Genomic DNA, 15,553 nt, shown 5'->3' with positions numbered 1-15,553 from the left:
GGTCAACGCCGGCCGCGGCGACCCTTGCCGCGGCCGGCACCGCCGTGCGACAACCCGTCCATTCGTTCACTTTGTTGAAGGAACTGCCATGGCGCCCCAGAACAGCCGTTCCCGCCTGATCGTCCGCAAGGCTCGCCTGGCCGATATTGCGACCATCAACCGGATCGTGCAGCGCGCGTATCCGAAGATGGACGATTACTCCTTCGACGAGCTGCGCGGCCAGATCAACAACTTTCCCGAGGGCCAGCTGGTCGCGGTCTACGAGGACCAAGTGGTCGGCTATTGCGCCACCATCTGTCTGCCGGAAGCCCAGGTCATGCGGCGCCACAGCTGGGCGCAGATCACCGGCAACGGCTACGGCTCGACGCACGACATCGACGGCGACTATCTGTACGGCTACGAAGTCTGCGTGGACCCGGACGCCCGCGGGTTGCGTATCGGGCGGCGGCTATATCGCGAGCGCGAGGCCTTGGCGGTCAAGCTCGGCCTGAAGGGCATCGTCTTCGTTGGCCGCATCCCCGGGCTGCGCCGGCGCTTCAAGCAGTTCGGCAGCGCCGAGGCGTACGTCGAGGCCGTGGCCGACAAGACCACGCGCGACCGTGTCTTGTCCTTCCAGCTCGCCCAGGGCTACGAGCTGCTCGGCGTTATCCCGAACTATCTGCCGGACGATCCGGATTCGATGGGCTACGGCGCACATCTGCTCTGGCGCAATCCGGAATACAAGTACCGGGAGGACGTCGCCGGCGATTCGCATGTCCATCTGCAGCGGCGCAATACCGTGCGCATTGCGACCGTGCAGTACATGCAGCGCGCGATCGATTCGTTCGACGAATTCGCCCAGATCGTGACGTATTTCGTGCGCGAAACCTCGGACGCCAAAGCCGACTTCGTGGTTTTCCCCGAGCTGTTCACGGTCCAGCTGCTCTCGATCAAGAACGAGGAATTGCATCGACGCGCCGCCATCCAGCAGCTGGCCGACTTCACCGATGACTTCCGCAAGCTGATGGCGGATCTGGCGGTGCGCTTCAATATCAACATCATCGCCGGCTCGCACGTGAGCTGGGTCGACGACGAACTGCAGAACATCGCCTATATCTATCTACGCGACGGCTCCGAGCATCTCCAGCCCAAGATTCACCCGACCCCGGGCGAACGCGAGGACTGGAACATCGTGGGCGGCGATTCGCTGAACGCGATCGAAACCGACTGCGGCCCGGTCGGCGTGCTCGTCTGCTACGACAGCGAGTTCCCGGAACTGTCGCGTCATCTGGCCGATCAGGGCATCAATATCCTGTTCGTGCCCTTCTCGACCGAAGACCGGGCGGGCTATCTGCGCGTGCGTTATTCCGCGCACGCGCGCGCGGTCGAGAACCAGATCTACGTGGCCACCGCGGGCAATACCGGCAATCTGCCGCGTATCCACGCCATGGACATGCACTATGCGCAGTCGGCGATCGTCACGCCCTGCGACTTCGCTTTCGCGCGCGACGGTATCGCGGCCGACACGACGCCCAACGCCGAGCAGGTGGCGATCGCCGACGTACGGCTCGATACGCTGCACGAAGCCCGGACCTCGGGCTCGGTGCAGAACATGCTCGATCGTCGTCACGACCTGTACCGCGTGCAATGGAAGCCGCGTCGGCGCGCGCCGGCCAAACCGCGGCGCACCGCCGCCAAGCCCGGCCAGGCACGCTCGACCGACAAGAGCTGACAGACTCGCAGCCTGGCCGGCTCGCGTTACCATCCGGCCATGCAGGACGCCATCGAGCAAGCCGCCCGAACGCTGGCCTCGGCGCCGGACATCCTCGTGTTGTCCGGCGCCGGCATTTCGGCCGAGTCGGGTATTCCCACCTTCCGGGAAGCCCAGACCGGGCTCTGGGCCCAGTATTCGCCCGAAGATCTCGCCACCCCGGACGCCTTCGCCCGCCATCCGGCGCGCGTCTGGGCCTGGTACAGCTGGCGGCGGCGCCTGATCGCACGCGGCGGCCCGAATGCCGGGCATCGCGCAATCGCCGAGCTCGGCCGGCGCCGGCGCGTCTTCGTGGCGACCCAGAAGGGGTCAACTCACGAAACGGAAAAAATCGTACGCTAAGCCGCGCCGCTAGCACGCGGCGCATAATAGCTACTCGTGATTCGCCAAGCACTCGACAATGCGGCAATCCCCAATTCGACCCCCGTTGCAGGCATGGAGCATATCCTCCAGTGATTCTTCCAGCGCGTGCAGGGCCGCAAGCTTGCCCCGCACGGATTCAAGATGCTTTCCCGCCAGCCGCGCCACGTCTTCACAGGAAGCATCGCGTTGATCCGCTTGTTTCAGCAGCGTGCGCACATCGTTTTGACTGAACCCCATTTCCCGGCAGCGCTTGATGAACGTAAGCCGTTCGACGTGTGGCGGGCCGTAGTGGCGCTGGCCACCCTCACTGCGGCCCGCTTCCGGCAGCAAACCTATATCGCCATAGTAACGGATCGTGGCCGCCCCCACGCCTGTGCGTCGAGCCAGATCGCCAATACGCAGATCGGATTGCGTCATGAATACCTCGTGCTTGAAGCTCTAGCAACTAGAGGATTTACTGTGCGGTTTCTGTCGCCCGCTGGCAAATCAAGCGTAGGGAGATCGCGTGTACAAGCAAGCCTCGATCAGCCATGTGTCGGCGCGCAACGCGACAGTATTTTCGGGCATGTGCGCGATGTATGCCTTGGCGTTGCTTGCTGGCGCCGTCCTGCCGCTGGCTTTCGCGCCGTTGGGTTGGTATTGGCTCGCCGTGCTGTCGCCGGCTGTTCTATTCCTACTGGCCGCCCGTCTACCGAAACGCCAGGCGCTCTGGGCGAGCTATTTCTTCGGTCTGGGTTACTTCGGCGTAGGCGTGTCCTGGGTGTTTATCAGCATAAGTCGCTATGGCAGCGGGCCTGTGATTGCCATGCTCGTCACTGTGGGCTTTGTGGCGTTGTTGGCCTTGTTCCCGTGGTCAGCGATATTTCTCGTGCGCACCTTATGCCCGCGGATGGGTGGTTTCGCACTATGGCTTGGATTGCCGGCGGCATGGGTATTGAGCGAATGGGCCCGGCTCTGGTTCCTGACCGGCTTTCCTTGGCTTTTTCTAGGTTACAGCCAGATCGGCACACCGTTTGCCGCAATCGCGCCGGTTTTTGGCGTGCTGGGCGTGAGCTTTGTGGTGGCCGTGATGGCAGGGGCTCTGGCGTGGACGGCGCTTCGTTTCAGTTTGCGGCGCCTGGCCATCGCCAGCGGCGCACTGGTGGCGCTATTGCTCGGCGCATCACTGCTTGATCGTGAATGGACCGAGCCGGTAGCCAAGCCACTGTCCATCGCACTCGTGCAGGGGAATGTGGAACAAGACAGGAAGTGGAAGCCGGAGGCGCTCGCGTTCACCTTGGGGCGCTATCGAGCGCTTACCCAACCCTACGCGGGAACCGACCTTATCGTCTGGCCGGAAACCGCCGTGCCGGCGTGGTTCGATCAAGCCTCTGAATATTTAGACCGACTCCAAACACGCCTTGGCGCACGCGGATCGACCCTGATACTCGGGATTCCCGTACGCACCGACCAAGGCCAGGCATACAATGCCGCCGTCAGTTTGGCTCGTCCGCGTCGCTTCTATTACAAGCGCCATCTGGTGCCCTTCGGTGAATACGTCCCACTGCGCGGACTGGTCGGTCCATGGCTCAATATCCTGGGCGCACCGCTAAAAGACTTCAGTGCAGGCCAGCAACCGCGACTGCTATATGCCTCCGGCGTGCCCATCGGTGCATTGATTTGCTTTGATGTGGCGTTCGGCGCTGAAGTCGCCGACCTGCTCCCGGCCGCGCAGTTGTTGGTCAACCTGAGTAACGACGCCTGGTTCGGGGATTCTCTCGGGCCGCATCAACATCTGCAAATTGCGCAAATGCGCGCCATTGAGACTGGGCGTCCGCTCTTACGATCAACCAACACCGGGCTCACGGCGGTAATCGATCACAACGGTCAACTGCTGGCGCGCGCGCCACAATTCGAGCCGACTGTTTTGCCGGCAGAGGTCACACCGCGCACGGGGAGCACGCCCTATGTCCGCTGGCGGGATAAGCCAGTGCTGGCTTTCATTGGGATCGCGCTGAGCGTGCTCGTTGGGGTAGGGAGAAAAGGCAAACGAAATTCTTCGCGCTGATCGCTTGACCCTCTAGTGGCTAGAGGTTCTAGGATCATGATACAGAAATCACAGTCGATACTCGACTGCGCCGATGTTTGCGAAGAAGAGGACATGAAATGAGCGATTGCGGCTGTCACGTCGAAGCGAGCAACGAGGACGAGCGCCGAATTCTACGGATCGCCCTGGCGCTCAACGCCACGATGTTCGTGGTCGGCATCACGGCCGGCCTTATCGCCCAGTCTATGGGGCTGGTCGCCGATTCGTTGGATATGCTGGCGGACGCCAGCGCCTATGCGATCGGCTTGGTCGCCATGACACGCAGTGCACGCTTCAAGGCCTCTGCGGGTCAATTGAGCGGGTCGATACTATTGCTGCTGGGTTTAGCCGTGCTGGCCGGCGTCGTATGGCGTGCGGTCATGGGCAGCGAACCCGAGGGCTCTTGGATGATCGGGATCGCTTTTGTGTCGCTCGCCGTCAACACCATCGTTCTCCGGTTGCTGGGGCGTTTTCGCCAGAGCGAGGTGCATCTGCGGGCGACCTGGCTATTCACCCGGGTCGATGTAATCGCCAATGTGGCGGTGATCCTGTCCGGCGTGCTGGTGCTGGTTCTGAACAATGCCGCGCCTGATCTGGTCATTGGCACCGCACTGGGTCTCTATATTATCAAGGAGGCGATCGGCATCGTGCGCGAGGCACGCGAGGAACGAAAAAATACGCTTGGCGACCAGACAGCGCATCAGTCTCCGTCGCAATAAGAAACGTTCGATCCTCCCATTGATTGGAAGGTCCGTTCATACCATTGGGGTAACACGCGATGGCCGATTGCGGCTGTGAATTCGAGGCCAAAGACCAGGCTCAACAAAAGGCGCTCTACTGGCTGTTGGCGATCAACGGCGTCATGTTTCTGGCTGAATTCGCGATTGGTTTGCTGGGCGGCTCGACCGCACTGATCGCCGATTCACTCGACAACTTCGCCGATGCGGCGGTTTATTCTGCCGGGCTGTATGCGGTCGGACGCGCCGCTCAGCACAAGGCGCGCGCCGCTTCCATTGGCGGCGTCGTGCAAATATTGCTCGCGTTGTTCGCCGTGGGTGAGGTGGTTCGGCGAACCCTGATGGGCAGCAATCCCGAGCCCAGCTACATGGTGCTGATGGGCGTGGCTGCACTCGTCGCCAATACGGCCTGTTTGCTTATCATCGCACGCCACCGACAAGGCGATGTGCATATGCGCGCGAGCTGGATATTTTCGGCCAACGATGTGATCGCCAATGTCGGCGTCATCATCGGCGGCGCGCTTGTCTATTACTTCGACACGCGTTACCCCGATCTCATTATCGGTCTGGTCGTTGGTTTTATCGTCCTACGCGGCGGTGTCCGCATCCTGAAGGACGCGCGCCAAACGCGAGACGAACTTCAGGCATCATCGCCCTCAGAAGCACTTTGACGTGACGATATTTAAGCGCGATTCGGGCAGGAGGCACAGTTCGTGTCTACGGGGTCGATAGGCACGCTGAAAAGTGCTAGCCCGGCCGACAAACTGCGTTGGTTGGGGTTGTCTCTTGCGCTTCTGCTCGTAGATCAAGCAGCCAAGTACGCGGCCAGCACCTATGTTGACTATGGCGAGCGCAGAGCCGTCACAGAATTTTTTAGCTGGACACACCGTCACAATACGGGTGCCGCATTCAGCTTTCTGGCCGATGCCGGTGGGTGGCAGCGGGCATTCCTGATCGGTGTCGCCGTTGTTATATCAGCCTCGCTGCTGGGCTGGCTGTGGCGCGGGGTGACTTCGCAAGGTCAAGCGATCGCGCTCAGTGCGATTTTAGGCGGTGCGCTGGGTAACTTGACGGATCGCCTGCTACGCGGCCATGTCGTCGACTTTCTCGATTTCCATTACGCACAGTACCACTGGCCGGCATTCAACCTGGCCGATGTCTGGATCACAACCGGCGCTGCATTACTGATGTGGGCACATGCACAATACCGCGAGTGAGCGTATCGGCCGGATCGTTGAGTTCCGGCTCGGGCTGCCTGAATCCCCACCGCTGGCCGGGCATGCTGGAGTAATTTTGAACGACAAGTACCGCACGATACCTAAATTCCTACCGGCCAAAAGCATGGAAAACACCATGAAACTGTTCGTAGCATTGCTGTTGAGCGTGCTGGGCGTCCTCGTGGGGATCGCCCCTGCCGCGGGTCAGACCGGCCCGGGCCGCATGGGCGACGGCGATCTGATGAACGGATCGATGATGCAATGCGGGATGATGGGCGGCCCGATGATGATCGCCTGGCTATTGTTCGTACTCCTTGTCCTTGTCGTGCTGGTGCTAGCCATCGTGGCGCTGATCAAATACCTGCGTAGTTGAGCAACTCCAGGATCCGATGGGCCCATCATTCCCCTGAATCACTGAAAGCGAGCCCGGCTCAAGAGCGAATCTCCTATGACGACGATCGACCTGAAACGCCGCATGCTGTTGCGGTCCGTGGGCGGCCTCGCGGGTATCACCGTTTTGGCGCCCACAGCCCTATTGACGGCGTATCACGACACAGCAGTCGCAGGTACAAATCGCGATGGCGCGGCTCATTACGGCCTCGAAAACGGCCCGTTCGACGTCGACATCCGGCTGCGTGCGCAGCCGCACACGGCGCCCATTCTCCCCGGGACGCCCAGCGAGGTCTGGCGCTATACGGCCGAGCTGCGCAACGGTCCCGCGGATACCATCACCCCGGTGGGCGGCAGCTACACCGGCCCGTTGATCCGGCTGCGCCGCGGCCAGCGTTTCCACGCCCGGCTGGAGAACGGCCTGCCGGAGGACACCACCGTGCATTGGCACGGCCTGCACGTGCCGTCGGATGTGGATGGCCAGCCGCGGCTGCCGATCAAGCCCGGCGAGGCGATGACTGTCGCCTTCGATGTCGTCGATCGCGCTGGGCTGTATTGGTACCACCCGCATCCACACGGCCCTAATGGTGGCCGAGTCGGCTTTCAATCCTATGCCGGGCTGGCCGGGCCGCTGGTCATCGAGGACGAGGCTGAACGCGCGCTCGGCCTGCCGGCCGGGGAGCGGGAAATGTTCCTGGTCATCCAGGACCGCAGTTTCGCCGGCGACAACGAGTTGACCTATCTCGACAGCGGCATGGGCACCATGATGACCCGCATGCGCGGCTTCCTCGGCGACCGCATCCTGGTCAACGGACAACCGGATACGGCACGCGAAGTCGCCACCCGACCGTACCGTCTACGCATACTCAACGGCTCCAATTCGCGTATCTACAAACTGGCGTGGAGCGACGGCCGCCCCATGACCGTGCTCGGTACCGACGGCGGCCTGCTGGGTGCGCCGCGTCAATACCCGTTCGTTACCCTGGCGCCGGCCCAACGTATCGATCTGTGGGTGGATTTGTCCGCCAACGAGCCCGGCGATGAATTGCACCTGCTCAGCGACAGCTACCAAGCCGGGATGATGGGTGACGGCATGGGCGACGGTTGCAAGAGAGGTAGTCGTAGGGGCGGCAGGATGGGAAACATGATGGGTGGCTCGGAACTGCCAGCCGGCGCCCGCTTCGACATACTCCCCCTGCGTGTAACGCGGCGCGAACGCGGCAACGAACGACTGCCCAAACGTCTCGCCGAGGATTTGCAGGCGCCGCCGGTCGAGCGCGACGCCCCGGTACGCCGGTTCAAACTGAGCATGGTGATGATGCGTGGCTTCGCCATCAACGGCCGCCAATTCGAAGGTGCCACCGTGGCCGACGACGAAATCGTGCACTTGGGAAGCACCGAGGTCTGGGAGTTTGTCAACGACTCCATGATGCCGCATCCCATGCACGTGCACGGGCTGCAGTTTGCGGTCGTCGGGCGAGAGCAAATCGGCGGCGGCCGGGGCTGGAGCGGTCTGGCGGCCGGACTGGTCGATTCCGGGCTACACGACACGGTACTCGTCCTCCCGGGCGAACGCGTACGCATCGCGTTGACCTTCGCCGACTTCGAGGGGCTTTATTTGTATCACTGCCACAACATGGAGCACGAGGACAACGGCATGATGCGGTATTACCGCGTGCGTGCCTGATGATACTTATCGCTATCTCAGGAGGTAGTTATGTGACGCGCAAGCAGAGTCGTCATTATCGAATTTTCAATCTCAGAACATAGGAGTGACATCATGAGTTTACGTCTAGGCGATACCGCCCCCGACTTCACGGCGGATACTACAGAAGGCCAGATCAATTTCCACAAATGGCTCGGCGACGGCTGGGGCATGTTGATGTCGCATCCGGCGGATTTCACGCCGGTCTGCACCACCGAGCTGGGCGCGGTCGGCGGCCTCAAGGAACAGTTCGCCAAGCGCGACACTAAAGCCATCGTGGTATCGGTGGACTCGGTGGAGGATCACAAGCTTTGGTCGAGCGATATCGAGGAAACCCAGGGCTGCGCCGTGAATTTCCCGATTATCGGTGATGCGGATCGCAAGGTCGCCGAACTCTACGGCATGATCCACCCCAACGCCGGGGACACGTCCACCGTGCGCTCAGTGTTCATCATCGATCCGAACAAGAAGATCCGCATGACGCTGACTTATCCGAAGAGCGCCGGGCGCAACTTCGATGAGATCCTGCGTGTGATCGACTCGCTGCAGCTGACCGACAATTACAAGGTGACCACGCCGGCGAACTGGCAGGACGGCGACGACGTGATCGTATCGCCCGCGCTGTCCAACGAGGAGGCCGAAAAACTCTTCCCCGCCGGCTGGAACGAACTCAAGCCCTATCTGCGCATGACCAAGCAGCCCAACAAGTAATGTGCAGAATGCACTATATAAGCGATCACCCGGGCACACCTAACTTTTGTGCCCGGATTTTGGACTTGGCCGAGCTTGAATCCGTACCTAACGCTACGCCTCTCGACTACTGGGAACGCAATACCTTGCGCTAGTGCGTCAAGGTAAAGCACACCCTATCCGGACGTCAGGGGTCGGATTGTAAAACTGTCAGAATAGGGTCGAATTTAATAATCATTGACGCACGTTACCAAGGGTCATAGAGTTCATTCTGACACTTTGGCTCGGGAAGGCATTTTGGACGGTCACCGCATTGGTTATATCCGAGTTAGCAGCCTCGATCAGAATCCCGATCGCCAGCTTGAGCAGGTTGCGGTGGATCGGGTATTCACAGATAAGGCATCGGGTAAGGATACCCACCGGCCCGAGTTGGATCGGCTGATCGCTTTTGTCCGGGAGGGCGATACCGTCGTCGTTCATAGCATGGACCGCCTGGCCCGGAATCTCGACGATTTACGCCGTCTGGTCCATGCGCTGACTGAACGCGGCGTATGCATCGAGTTCGTCAAAGAGAATCTGACCTTCACCGGCGAGGCGTCGCCGATGGCCAATCTTATGCTGTCCGTCATGGGTGCATTCGCCGAGTTCGAGCGCGCGTTGATTGGCGAGCGTCAACGCGAAGGCATCGCCTTGGCTAAAAAGCGTGGAGCGTATCGGGGGCGCAAGAAAGCCCTCTCATCCAACAGGATTGCTGAGCTTCGGCAGCGCGTCGCGAATGGCGAGCAAAAAGCCAAGCTGGCTCGGGATTTTGGTATCAGTCGTGAAACGCTCTATCAATACCTGAAGACGGATGCCTGACGATGCCCCGTCGCCGCCTATTGACTGCCGCCGAACGCGCCAGCCTACTCGCCTTCCCGGCGACGGACGACGAACTCATCCGACACTACGCGTTCTCCGAGCCCGACCTGTCGGTGATCCGACAGCGGCGTGGCCAACACAATCGTTTCGGTTTCGCGGTGCAATTGTGTTACCTGCGCTATCCCGGCATCGCGCTGCCGACCGATGCCGCACCGCCTGCGTCTTTGCTGACCCTTATCGGCCAACAGTTGGATATCGAGCCCGACATTTGGTCGCAGTATGCCCAGCGGCCTGAAACACGACGTGAGCACTTGGCGGAATTGCGGGCGTGGTTGAACCTGTCGCCGTTCAGCCTCGTCGATTATCGGCGTCTCATTGATCCGATCGCTGATCTCGCTCAACAAACAGACCGAGGCATCGTTCTGGCTGAAGCGCTGGTCGAGATGCTACGACAACAACGCATCATCCTGCCGCCGCTCGATGTCCTTGAGCGCGTGTGCAGCGAAGCGCTCACGCGCGGTACCCGGCTCGTGTATGAGGCGCTGACCGAATCATTAACGGATCACCATCGCCGCGCCTTTGAGCAGCTTCTGGCGATTCGCAAGGAGAGGTCGAGCAGTGTCCTGGTTTGGCTGCGCCAGTCGCCTGGCCCGCCGAGACCCAAACATATTCTGATCCACCTCGAACGATTGCAGACCGTACGCGATCTCGACATCCCGGCCGGGCTGGAACACGCCATCCACCAGAACCGTCTGTTGAAACTGGCCCGCGAAGGCGGGCAGATGACCGCACAGCACTTGCGCGATCTGGAACCGACCCGTCGCTATGCGACGCTGGTGGCGATCATCCTCGACACCCGCGCCACGCTGATCGACGAGATCATCGATCTGCACGATCGTTTCATAGGATCGCTGTTTAACAAGGCCAAGCGCAAGCACGCGGAACAATTCCAGCGCTCCGGCAAAGACATCAATAATAAGGTGCGTCTGTACTCGCGTGTTGGGCGCGCTCTGCTCGATGCCAAACAGGCCGGCAGTGACCCATTCGCCGCGATTGAGGCGATCATGCCATGGCAGGCGTTCAGCGACAGCATCGCCGAAGCGGAGAAACTGGCGCAGTCGGAAGATTTCGACTACCTCGCCTTGATCGGTAGCGGCTTCAATTCCCTCCGACGCTATACGCCGGCGTTATTGGAAGCACTGGATATGAAGGCCGCGCCGGCGGCGCGTAATCTACTCGCCGGTATCGAATTGTTGAAAGACATGAACCAGCGCCAAGCACGGAAAGTGCCGGACGTCGCGCCGACCCGCTTCGTACGCAAGCGCTGGGAAAGCCTGGTGTTTACAACGGGTGGGATCGATCGTCGCTTCTATGAGTTGTGCGTATTATCCGAGCTCAAGAACGCTTTACGCTCGGGCGATATCTGGGTTCAGGACTCGCGCCAATTCAAGGACTTTGAGGACTATCTACTGCCGCCGACACGCTTCGCCGATCAGCGTGCGCACCAGAATCTCGGGTTGGCTGTTGAAACCGATTGCGATATTTATCTGGAATCGCGGTTGGCGCTTTTGGAGCACGAGCTTGCCACCGTTGAACGCCTGGCGGCCGCCGATGCGTTACCGGAGGCGGGTATTACGTCCGCCGGTCGCCTCAAAATCACGCCGCTGGATAACGCCGTACCCGACAGTGTCGATGCGTTGATGCAGCAGGTCTATAGCCGGTTGCCACGCCTCAAGATCACCGAACTCCTGCTGGAAGTCGATGACTGGACCGGCTTTACGCAGCACTTTAAGCATCTCAAAAGCACCGCGATCGCGAGCGATCGGCAACTACTACTCACCACGATTCTGGCCGATGCGATCAACCTGGGCCTGTCCAAGATGGCTGAATCTTGTCCCGGCACCACCTACGCCAAGTTGACTTGGCTCCAGGCCTGGCACATCCGCGATGAGACCTATTCAGCGGGGCTGGCCGAGCTGGTCAACGCCCAGTTCCGCCAGCCGTTCGCGGTCTACTGGGGCGAAGGCACCACGTCATCCTCGGACGGCCAGAATTTCAAAGCCGGTGGCCGAGGTCAGTTTGCTGGTCATGTGAACCTGAAGTATGGCCAGGAGCCGGGCGTGCAGTTCTACACGCATATCTCCGATCAGTACGCGCCGTTCCATACCAAGGTCATCAATGCCACGGTGCGGGATGCCACCCATGTATTGGACGGCCTGCTGTATCACGAGTCGGACCTGCGAATCGAAGAGCACTATACGGACACGGCCGGCTTTACCGACCATGTGTTTGCGTTGATGCAGTTGCTTGGATATCGCTTCGCGCCGCGTATTCGCGATCTGGCCGACCGGCGGCTGTATATTCACGGCGACGCCAAGCAATATCCAACGCTCGCGGGCATGATCGGCGGACGCGTTAACGTCAAACACATCCGAACACATTGGGACGAGATCCTGCGCCTGGCCGCGTCGATAAAGCAAGGCACGGTAACGGCATCTTTGATGCTCCGAAAACTCGGCAGCTATCCGCGCCAGAACGGGCTAGCTGTGGCATTGCGCGAGCTGGGCCGCATCGAGCGCACCTTGTTCGCACTCGACTGGATGCAAAACGTCGAGCTGCGCCGTCGCGTGCAGGTGGGTTTGAATAAGGGCGAGGCCAAGAACGCATTGGCCCGCGCCGTCTTCTTGAATCGCCTGGGTGAAATTCGCGATCGCAGCTACGAAAACCAGCGCTACCGCGCCAGCGGACTCAATCTCGTGGTGAGCGCCATCATTCTCTGGAACACGGTCTATATAGAGCGAGCCGTTGAAGCACTGCGCGAATCCGGGCAAGAAATCGACGACACGCTGCTGTCGCACCTGTCACCGTTGGGCTGGGAGCACATCAATCTGACCGGAGACTATATCTGGCAGCAGGATAAACGGGTCGAGCGTGGCAGATTCCGACCGCTTCGGACGCCTCGCGAGGCTTAGCGTACGATTTTTTCCGTTTCGTGAGTTGACCCCCAGAACGTCGACGGACTGCATGCCGCGGCCGGCAGTACCGATATCGCGGAATTGCACGGCAATATCTGGCGCGATCGCTGCACCCGCTGCGGCGCGAGCGAAACACGTGATGTGGCCGAGCCGGTCGACGACGGCCCGGTTTATTGCCGTAGCTGCGGCGCTATGGCCCGCCCCGACGTGGTCTGGTTCGGTGAAATGCTGCCGGGCGATGCGCTCGAGACGGCCCAGAATGCCCTGGAACGGGCGGCCGCCGTGATCGTGGTCGGCACCTCCAATCGGGTCTACCCGGCCGCCGCCCTGGTCGACGCCGCGGTCGATTCGTCGCGGCCCGTGATCGAGATCAATCCGGACATCACGCCGGTATCGGATGCTGTCGATATCCGTATCGCATCGGCCGCCAGCGAGGCCCTGCCGGCCATGCTGACATCGCTCGACGCGATTTCGGCGAACGGATAAAGTCGATCGCATCACGATCATTTTCGGCGCGGCCATGGGCCGGGAGCGCGCATGACGACTCGGGTCGTATTCAATCAGAAAGGCGGGGTCGGCAAGACCACGGTGCTTGCCAATCTTGCGGCGATCGCCGCCGACCGCGGCAAGCGAACGCTGGTGATCGATCTGGATGCCCAGTGCAATGCCAGTCAGTACCTGTTGTCCTCGGACGGCCGCCAGGCGGAGTGCGGCAGCGCCGATTTCTTCGAGGCCACGCTGGAGCGCGGCCGGCGCGGCGACGACCTGGCCGACTATGTCACCGAGACACCGTTCGACAATCTCTCGATCATCGCCGCCCATCCCGATCTGGAGTCGATCCGGGTCAAGCTCGAGGCCAAGCACAAGATCTACAAGCTGCGTCAGGGGCTGGAAAAGCTCGACGACTATGACGAGATCTTCATCGACACGCCGCCGGCGCTGAATTTCTATTCCCAGTCGGCGCTGATCGCGGCCGATCGCGTGCTCGTGCCCTTCGACTGCGACGATTTTGCGCGCCAGGCGCTCTATGCGCTGTTCGACAACATCCACGAGATCCAGGAGGACCACAACCCAGCGCTGGCGGTCGACGGCATCGTGGTCAATCAGTTCCAGCCGCGCGCCAAACTGCCGCAGCGCATGCTGGCCGAACTGACCGAGGAAGGCCATCCGATCATCGATGCCCACGTCACCAGTTCGGTCAAGGTGCGCGAGTCGCACGATGCCTCGATTCCGTTGATCCACTATGCGCCCGGCCATAAGGTCACCCAGCAGCTCGTCGCGTTATACGACAAGCTCTGAACGCATCGGGATCGAGCGCACCTGCGTTGTTTAGGATATGAACGTTCGATCACGACAACGAATACGACGCGCAGCGATCGGGCTCATCGCCCTGGCGGCCACGCTGACGGCCTTGAGTGTCGCGCTGGCGTCGAGCAACGATAAGGCGGCGCGCGAAATATCAATCGACGTCGCCATTGGGCCGGCGATCGGCAATTACGTGGTCGACGAGATCAAGCAAGCGGACGCCGATCACGTGCCGGTCATCATCCTGCGGCTGGATACGCCCGGCGGGCTGTCGGCGTCCATGCGCGATATCGTCAAGGCGATCCTGGCCTCGCCCGTGCCAGTCATTGGTTATGTCGCGCCCTCGGGCGCCCGCGCGGCGAGCGCAGGGACCTATATTCTGTATGCAACGAATATCGCCGCCATGGCGCCGGCCACCAATCTGGGCGCTGCCACCCCGATCGAACTCGGCGGCTCGGATGATGCCGGGCCGCCCGACCCGTCGGCCTCCGGCGACGGTCAGAATCAGAACCCGAAGAACGACAAGTCGAACAAGAATCCGACGCCCGACCTGTCCAATGGCGCCACCGAGCGGCGCAAGCAGGTCAACGACGCGGTCGCCTACATCCGCAGCCTGGCCGAGCGCCGCGGGCGTAATGCCGACTGGGCGGAGCAGGCTGTACGCCAGGCCGCGAGCCTGAGCGCGGAGCAGGCCGAAAAGAAACACGTCATAAACCTCATCGCCGACAACGAACAAGCGCTGCTCAAGGCGGTCGACGGCAAGAAGGTCGATACGGCCGCCGGGGCTGTGACGCTGCACACCGCCGGTCTGGCGATCGAAACGCGAACGCCCGGCTGGCGGACTTCGCTGCTGGCGATCATCACCGATCCGACCGTCGCTTATCTGTTGTTCATGATCGGCATCGTCGGTCTGGCCGCCGAAGCCCTGGCGCCCGGCGCCACCCTGCCCGGCACGGTCGGCGGCATCAGTCTGATCGCCGCCCTGTTCGCCTTTCATGTCATGCCGGTCAGTTACAGTGGCGCCGCGCTGATCGTGCTCGGCGTGCTGCTGTTCGTGGCGGAAGCGTTCGTGCCGAGCTTCGGCGCGCTGGGCCTCGGCGGCATCGTCGCCATCGTATTCGGCTCGATCATGCTCATGGACAGCAGCACGCCGGGGTACGATGTCTCTATGGGCGTCATCATCGGCATAGCCATCGCCGCCGCACTGATCCTGGCGCTGATGGTCGCGCTGTTTGCCCGCTCGCGTCGCGCGCATATTGAAACCGGCTACGAAGGCCTGGTCGGCCGCGACTGCACGGCACTCGACGATTTCGATCGCGAAGGCCGTGTCTGGCTGCACGGCGAATCCTGGCAGGCCGTCAGCGAAACGCCGGTGGTACGCAATCAGACGCTCATCGTGACCGGCGTTGAAGGACTGACCGTGTTCGTCCGTCCACGCACGGCTACGACCACGCCCGACCCTCCGAACAACGCCGGCCGACGGCCGGAAGGATCGTAA

The 15,553-nt window shown here is 61.4% G+C and carries 14 protein-coding genes and 1 pseudogene; 14 read left to right on the top strand and 1 reads right to left on the bottom strand.

Going from position 1 to position 15,553, the window contains the following annotated elements; translation table 11 throughout:
* Nucleotides 1-88 precede the first annotated feature (88 nt).
* Nucleotides 89-1,711, top strand: coding sequence for a carbon-nitrogen hydrolase family protein (locus tag C41B8_RS02345; protein ID WP_084188392.1), 1,623 nt, complete (start codon nucleotides 89-91; stop codon nucleotides 1,709-1,711).
* A 39-nt stretch (nucleotides 1,712-1,750) separates the two neighbouring features.
* The gene (locus C41B8_RS02340) at nucleotides 1,751-2,092 is read left to right on the top strand and encodes an SIR2 family NAD-dependent protein deacylase (protein WP_051882804.1); all 342 of its coding nucleotides are present in this window, start codon (nucleotides 1,751-1,753) and stop codon (nucleotides 2,090-2,092) included.
* 30 nt (nucleotides 2,093-2,122) lie between these two features.
* On the opposite strand, the gene C41B8_RS02335 is transcribed toward C41B8_RS02340, so the two are convergent.
* On the bottom strand, nucleotides 2,123-2,530 hold the full coding sequence (locus tag C41B8_RS02335) for a MerR family transcriptional regulator (protein WP_037333463.1): 408 nt from the start codon (nucleotides 2,528-2,530) through the stop codon (nucleotides 2,123-2,125).
* Nucleotides 2,531-2,618: 88 nt separating this feature from the next.
* On the opposite strand from C41B8_RS02335, the gene lnt reads away from it, so the two are divergent.
* The 12 genes and pseudogenes from lnt to C41B8_RS02275 all read left to right on the top strand — a co-directional run bounded on the left by lnt (nucleotide 2,619) and on the right by C41B8_RS02275 (nucleotide 15,553).
* A complete protein-coding gene (gene lnt / locus C41B8_RS02330) occupies nucleotides 2,619-4,160 on the top strand; it encodes an apolipoprotein N-acyltransferase (RefSeq protein ID WP_084188391.1) in 1,542 nt (513 codons plus the stop codon).
* Between the two features lie 98 nt (nucleotides 4,161-4,258).
* Nucleotides 4,259-4,897, top strand: coding sequence for a cation efflux transmembrane domain-containing protein (locus C41B8_RS02325; protein ID WP_037333461.1), 639 nt, complete (start codon nucleotides 4,259-4,261; stop codon nucleotides 4,895-4,897).
* Nucleotides 4,898-4,956: 59 nt separating this feature from the next.
* Nucleotides 4,957-5,586 carry a cation diffusion facilitator family transporter gene (locus C41B8_RS02320; protein WP_037333458.1) on the top strand — a complete coding sequence of 210 codons (630 nt, stop codon included), beginning with the start codon at nucleotides 4,957-4,959 and terminating at the stop codon, nucleotides 5,584-5,586.
* 42 nt (nucleotides 5,587-5,628) lie between these two features.
* Nucleotides 5,629-6,132, top strand: a complete 504-nt coding sequence (gene lspA, locus C41B8_RS02315; protein ID WP_051882802.1) for a signal peptidase II — start codon at nucleotides 5,629-5,631, stop codon at nucleotides 6,130-6,132.
* Complete coding sequence (locus C41B8_RS20795) at nucleotides 6,113-6,505, top strand: hypothetical protein (RefSeq protein WP_111747200.1); 393 nt, start codon at nucleotides 6,113-6,115, stop codon at nucleotides 6,503-6,505. Before lspA ends, C41B8_RS20795 begins: the two co-directional genes overlap by 20 nt.
* A 75-nt stretch (nucleotides 6,506-6,580) precedes the next feature.
* Nucleotides 6,581-8,209, top strand: a complete 1,629-nt coding sequence (locus C41B8_RS02305) for a multicopper oxidase family protein (RefSeq protein WP_037333456.1) — start codon at nucleotides 6,581-6,583, stop codon at nucleotides 8,207-8,209.
* A 93-nt stretch (nucleotides 8,210-8,302) separates the two neighbouring features.
* Entirely contained in the window at nucleotides 8,303-8,938 is a 636-nt protein-coding gene (locus C41B8_RS02300; protein ID WP_037333454.1) for a peroxiredoxin, read from the top strand.
* Between the two features lie 276 nt (nucleotides 8,939-9,214).
* Nucleotides 9,215-9,775: a recombinase family protein gene (locus C41B8_RS02295; RefSeq protein WP_037333451.1), complete on the top strand. Its 561-nt coding sequence runs from the start codon at nucleotides 9,215-9,217 to the stop codon at nucleotides 9,773-9,775.
* 2 nt (nucleotides 9,776-9,777) lie between these two features.
* Entirely contained in the window at nucleotides 9,778-12,747 is a 2,970-nt protein-coding gene (locus C41B8_RS02290; protein WP_037333449.1) for a Tn3 family transposase, read from the top strand.
* 45 nt (nucleotides 12,748-12,792) lie between these two features.
* Nucleotides 12,793-13,236 (top strand): annotated as a pseudogene (locus tag C41B8_RS02285) (SIR2 family NAD-dependent protein deacylase); the annotation flags it as partial.
* Between the two features lie 51 nt (nucleotides 13,237-13,287).
* The gene (locus tag C41B8_RS02280) at nucleotides 13,288-14,049 is read left to right on the top strand and encodes a ParA family protein (RefSeq protein WP_037333446.1); all 762 of its coding nucleotides are present in this window, start codon (nucleotides 13,288-13,290) and stop codon (nucleotides 14,047-14,049) included.
* Nucleotides 14,050-14,086: 37 nt separating this feature from the next.
* Complete coding sequence (locus C41B8_RS02275) at nucleotides 14,087-15,553, top strand: NfeD family protein (protein WP_051882772.1); 1,467 nt, start codon at nucleotides 14,087-14,089, stop codon at nucleotides 15,551-15,553.

The sequence above is a fragment of the Salinisphaera hydrothermalis C41B8 genome (genome assembly GCF_000732535.1).
Classification (GTDB): domain Bacteria; phylum Pseudomonadota; class Gammaproteobacteria; order Nevskiales; family Salinisphaeraceae; genus Salinisphaera; species Salinisphaera hydrothermalis.
This window is presented reverse-complemented; position numbering and strand designations above follow the sequence as displayed.

Coding starts and splice junctions, on each gene's coding strand:
- C41B8_RS02320 (WP_037333458.1), top strand. CDS start 4,957: ATGGCCGATTGCGGCTGTGAATTCGAGGCCAAAGACCAGGCTCAACAA.
- C41B8_RS02345 (WP_084188392.1), top strand. CDS start 89: ATGGCGCCCCAGAACAGCCGTTCCCGCCTGATCGTCCGCAAGGCTCGC.
- C41B8_RS02335 (WP_037333463.1), bottom strand. CDS start 2,530: ATGACGCAATCCGATCTGCGTATTGGCGATCTGGCTCGACGCACAGGC.
- C41B8_RS02325 (WP_037333461.1), top strand. CDS start 4,259: ATGAGCGATTGCGGCTGTCACGTCGAAGCGAGCAACGAGGACGAGCGC.
- C41B8_RS02300 (WP_037333454.1), top strand. CDS start 8,303: ATGAGTTTACGTCTAGGCGATACCGCCCCCGACTTCACGGCGGATACT.
- C41B8_RS02290 (WP_037333449.1), top strand. CDS start 9,778: ATGCCCCGTCGCCGCCTATTGACTGCCGCCGAACGCGCCAGCCTACTC.
- C41B8_RS02280 (WP_037333446.1), top strand. CDS start 13,288: ATGACGACTCGGGTCGTATTCAATCAGAAAGGCGGGGTCGGCAAGACC.
- C41B8_RS02275 (WP_051882772.1), top strand. CDS start 14,087: ATGAACGTTCGATCACGACAACGAATACGACGCGCAGCGATCGGGCTC.
- C41B8_RS20795 (WP_111747200.1), top strand. CDS start 6,113: ATGCACAATACCGCGAGTGAGCGTATCGGCCGGATCGTTGAGTTCCGG.
- C41B8_RS02340 (WP_051882804.1), top strand. CDS start 1,751: ATGCAGGACGCCATCGAGCAAGCCGCCCGAACGCTGGCCTCGGCGCCG.
- C41B8_RS02305 (WP_037333456.1), top strand. CDS start 6,581: ATGACGACGATCGACCTGAAACGCCGCATGCTGTTGCGGTCCGTGGGC.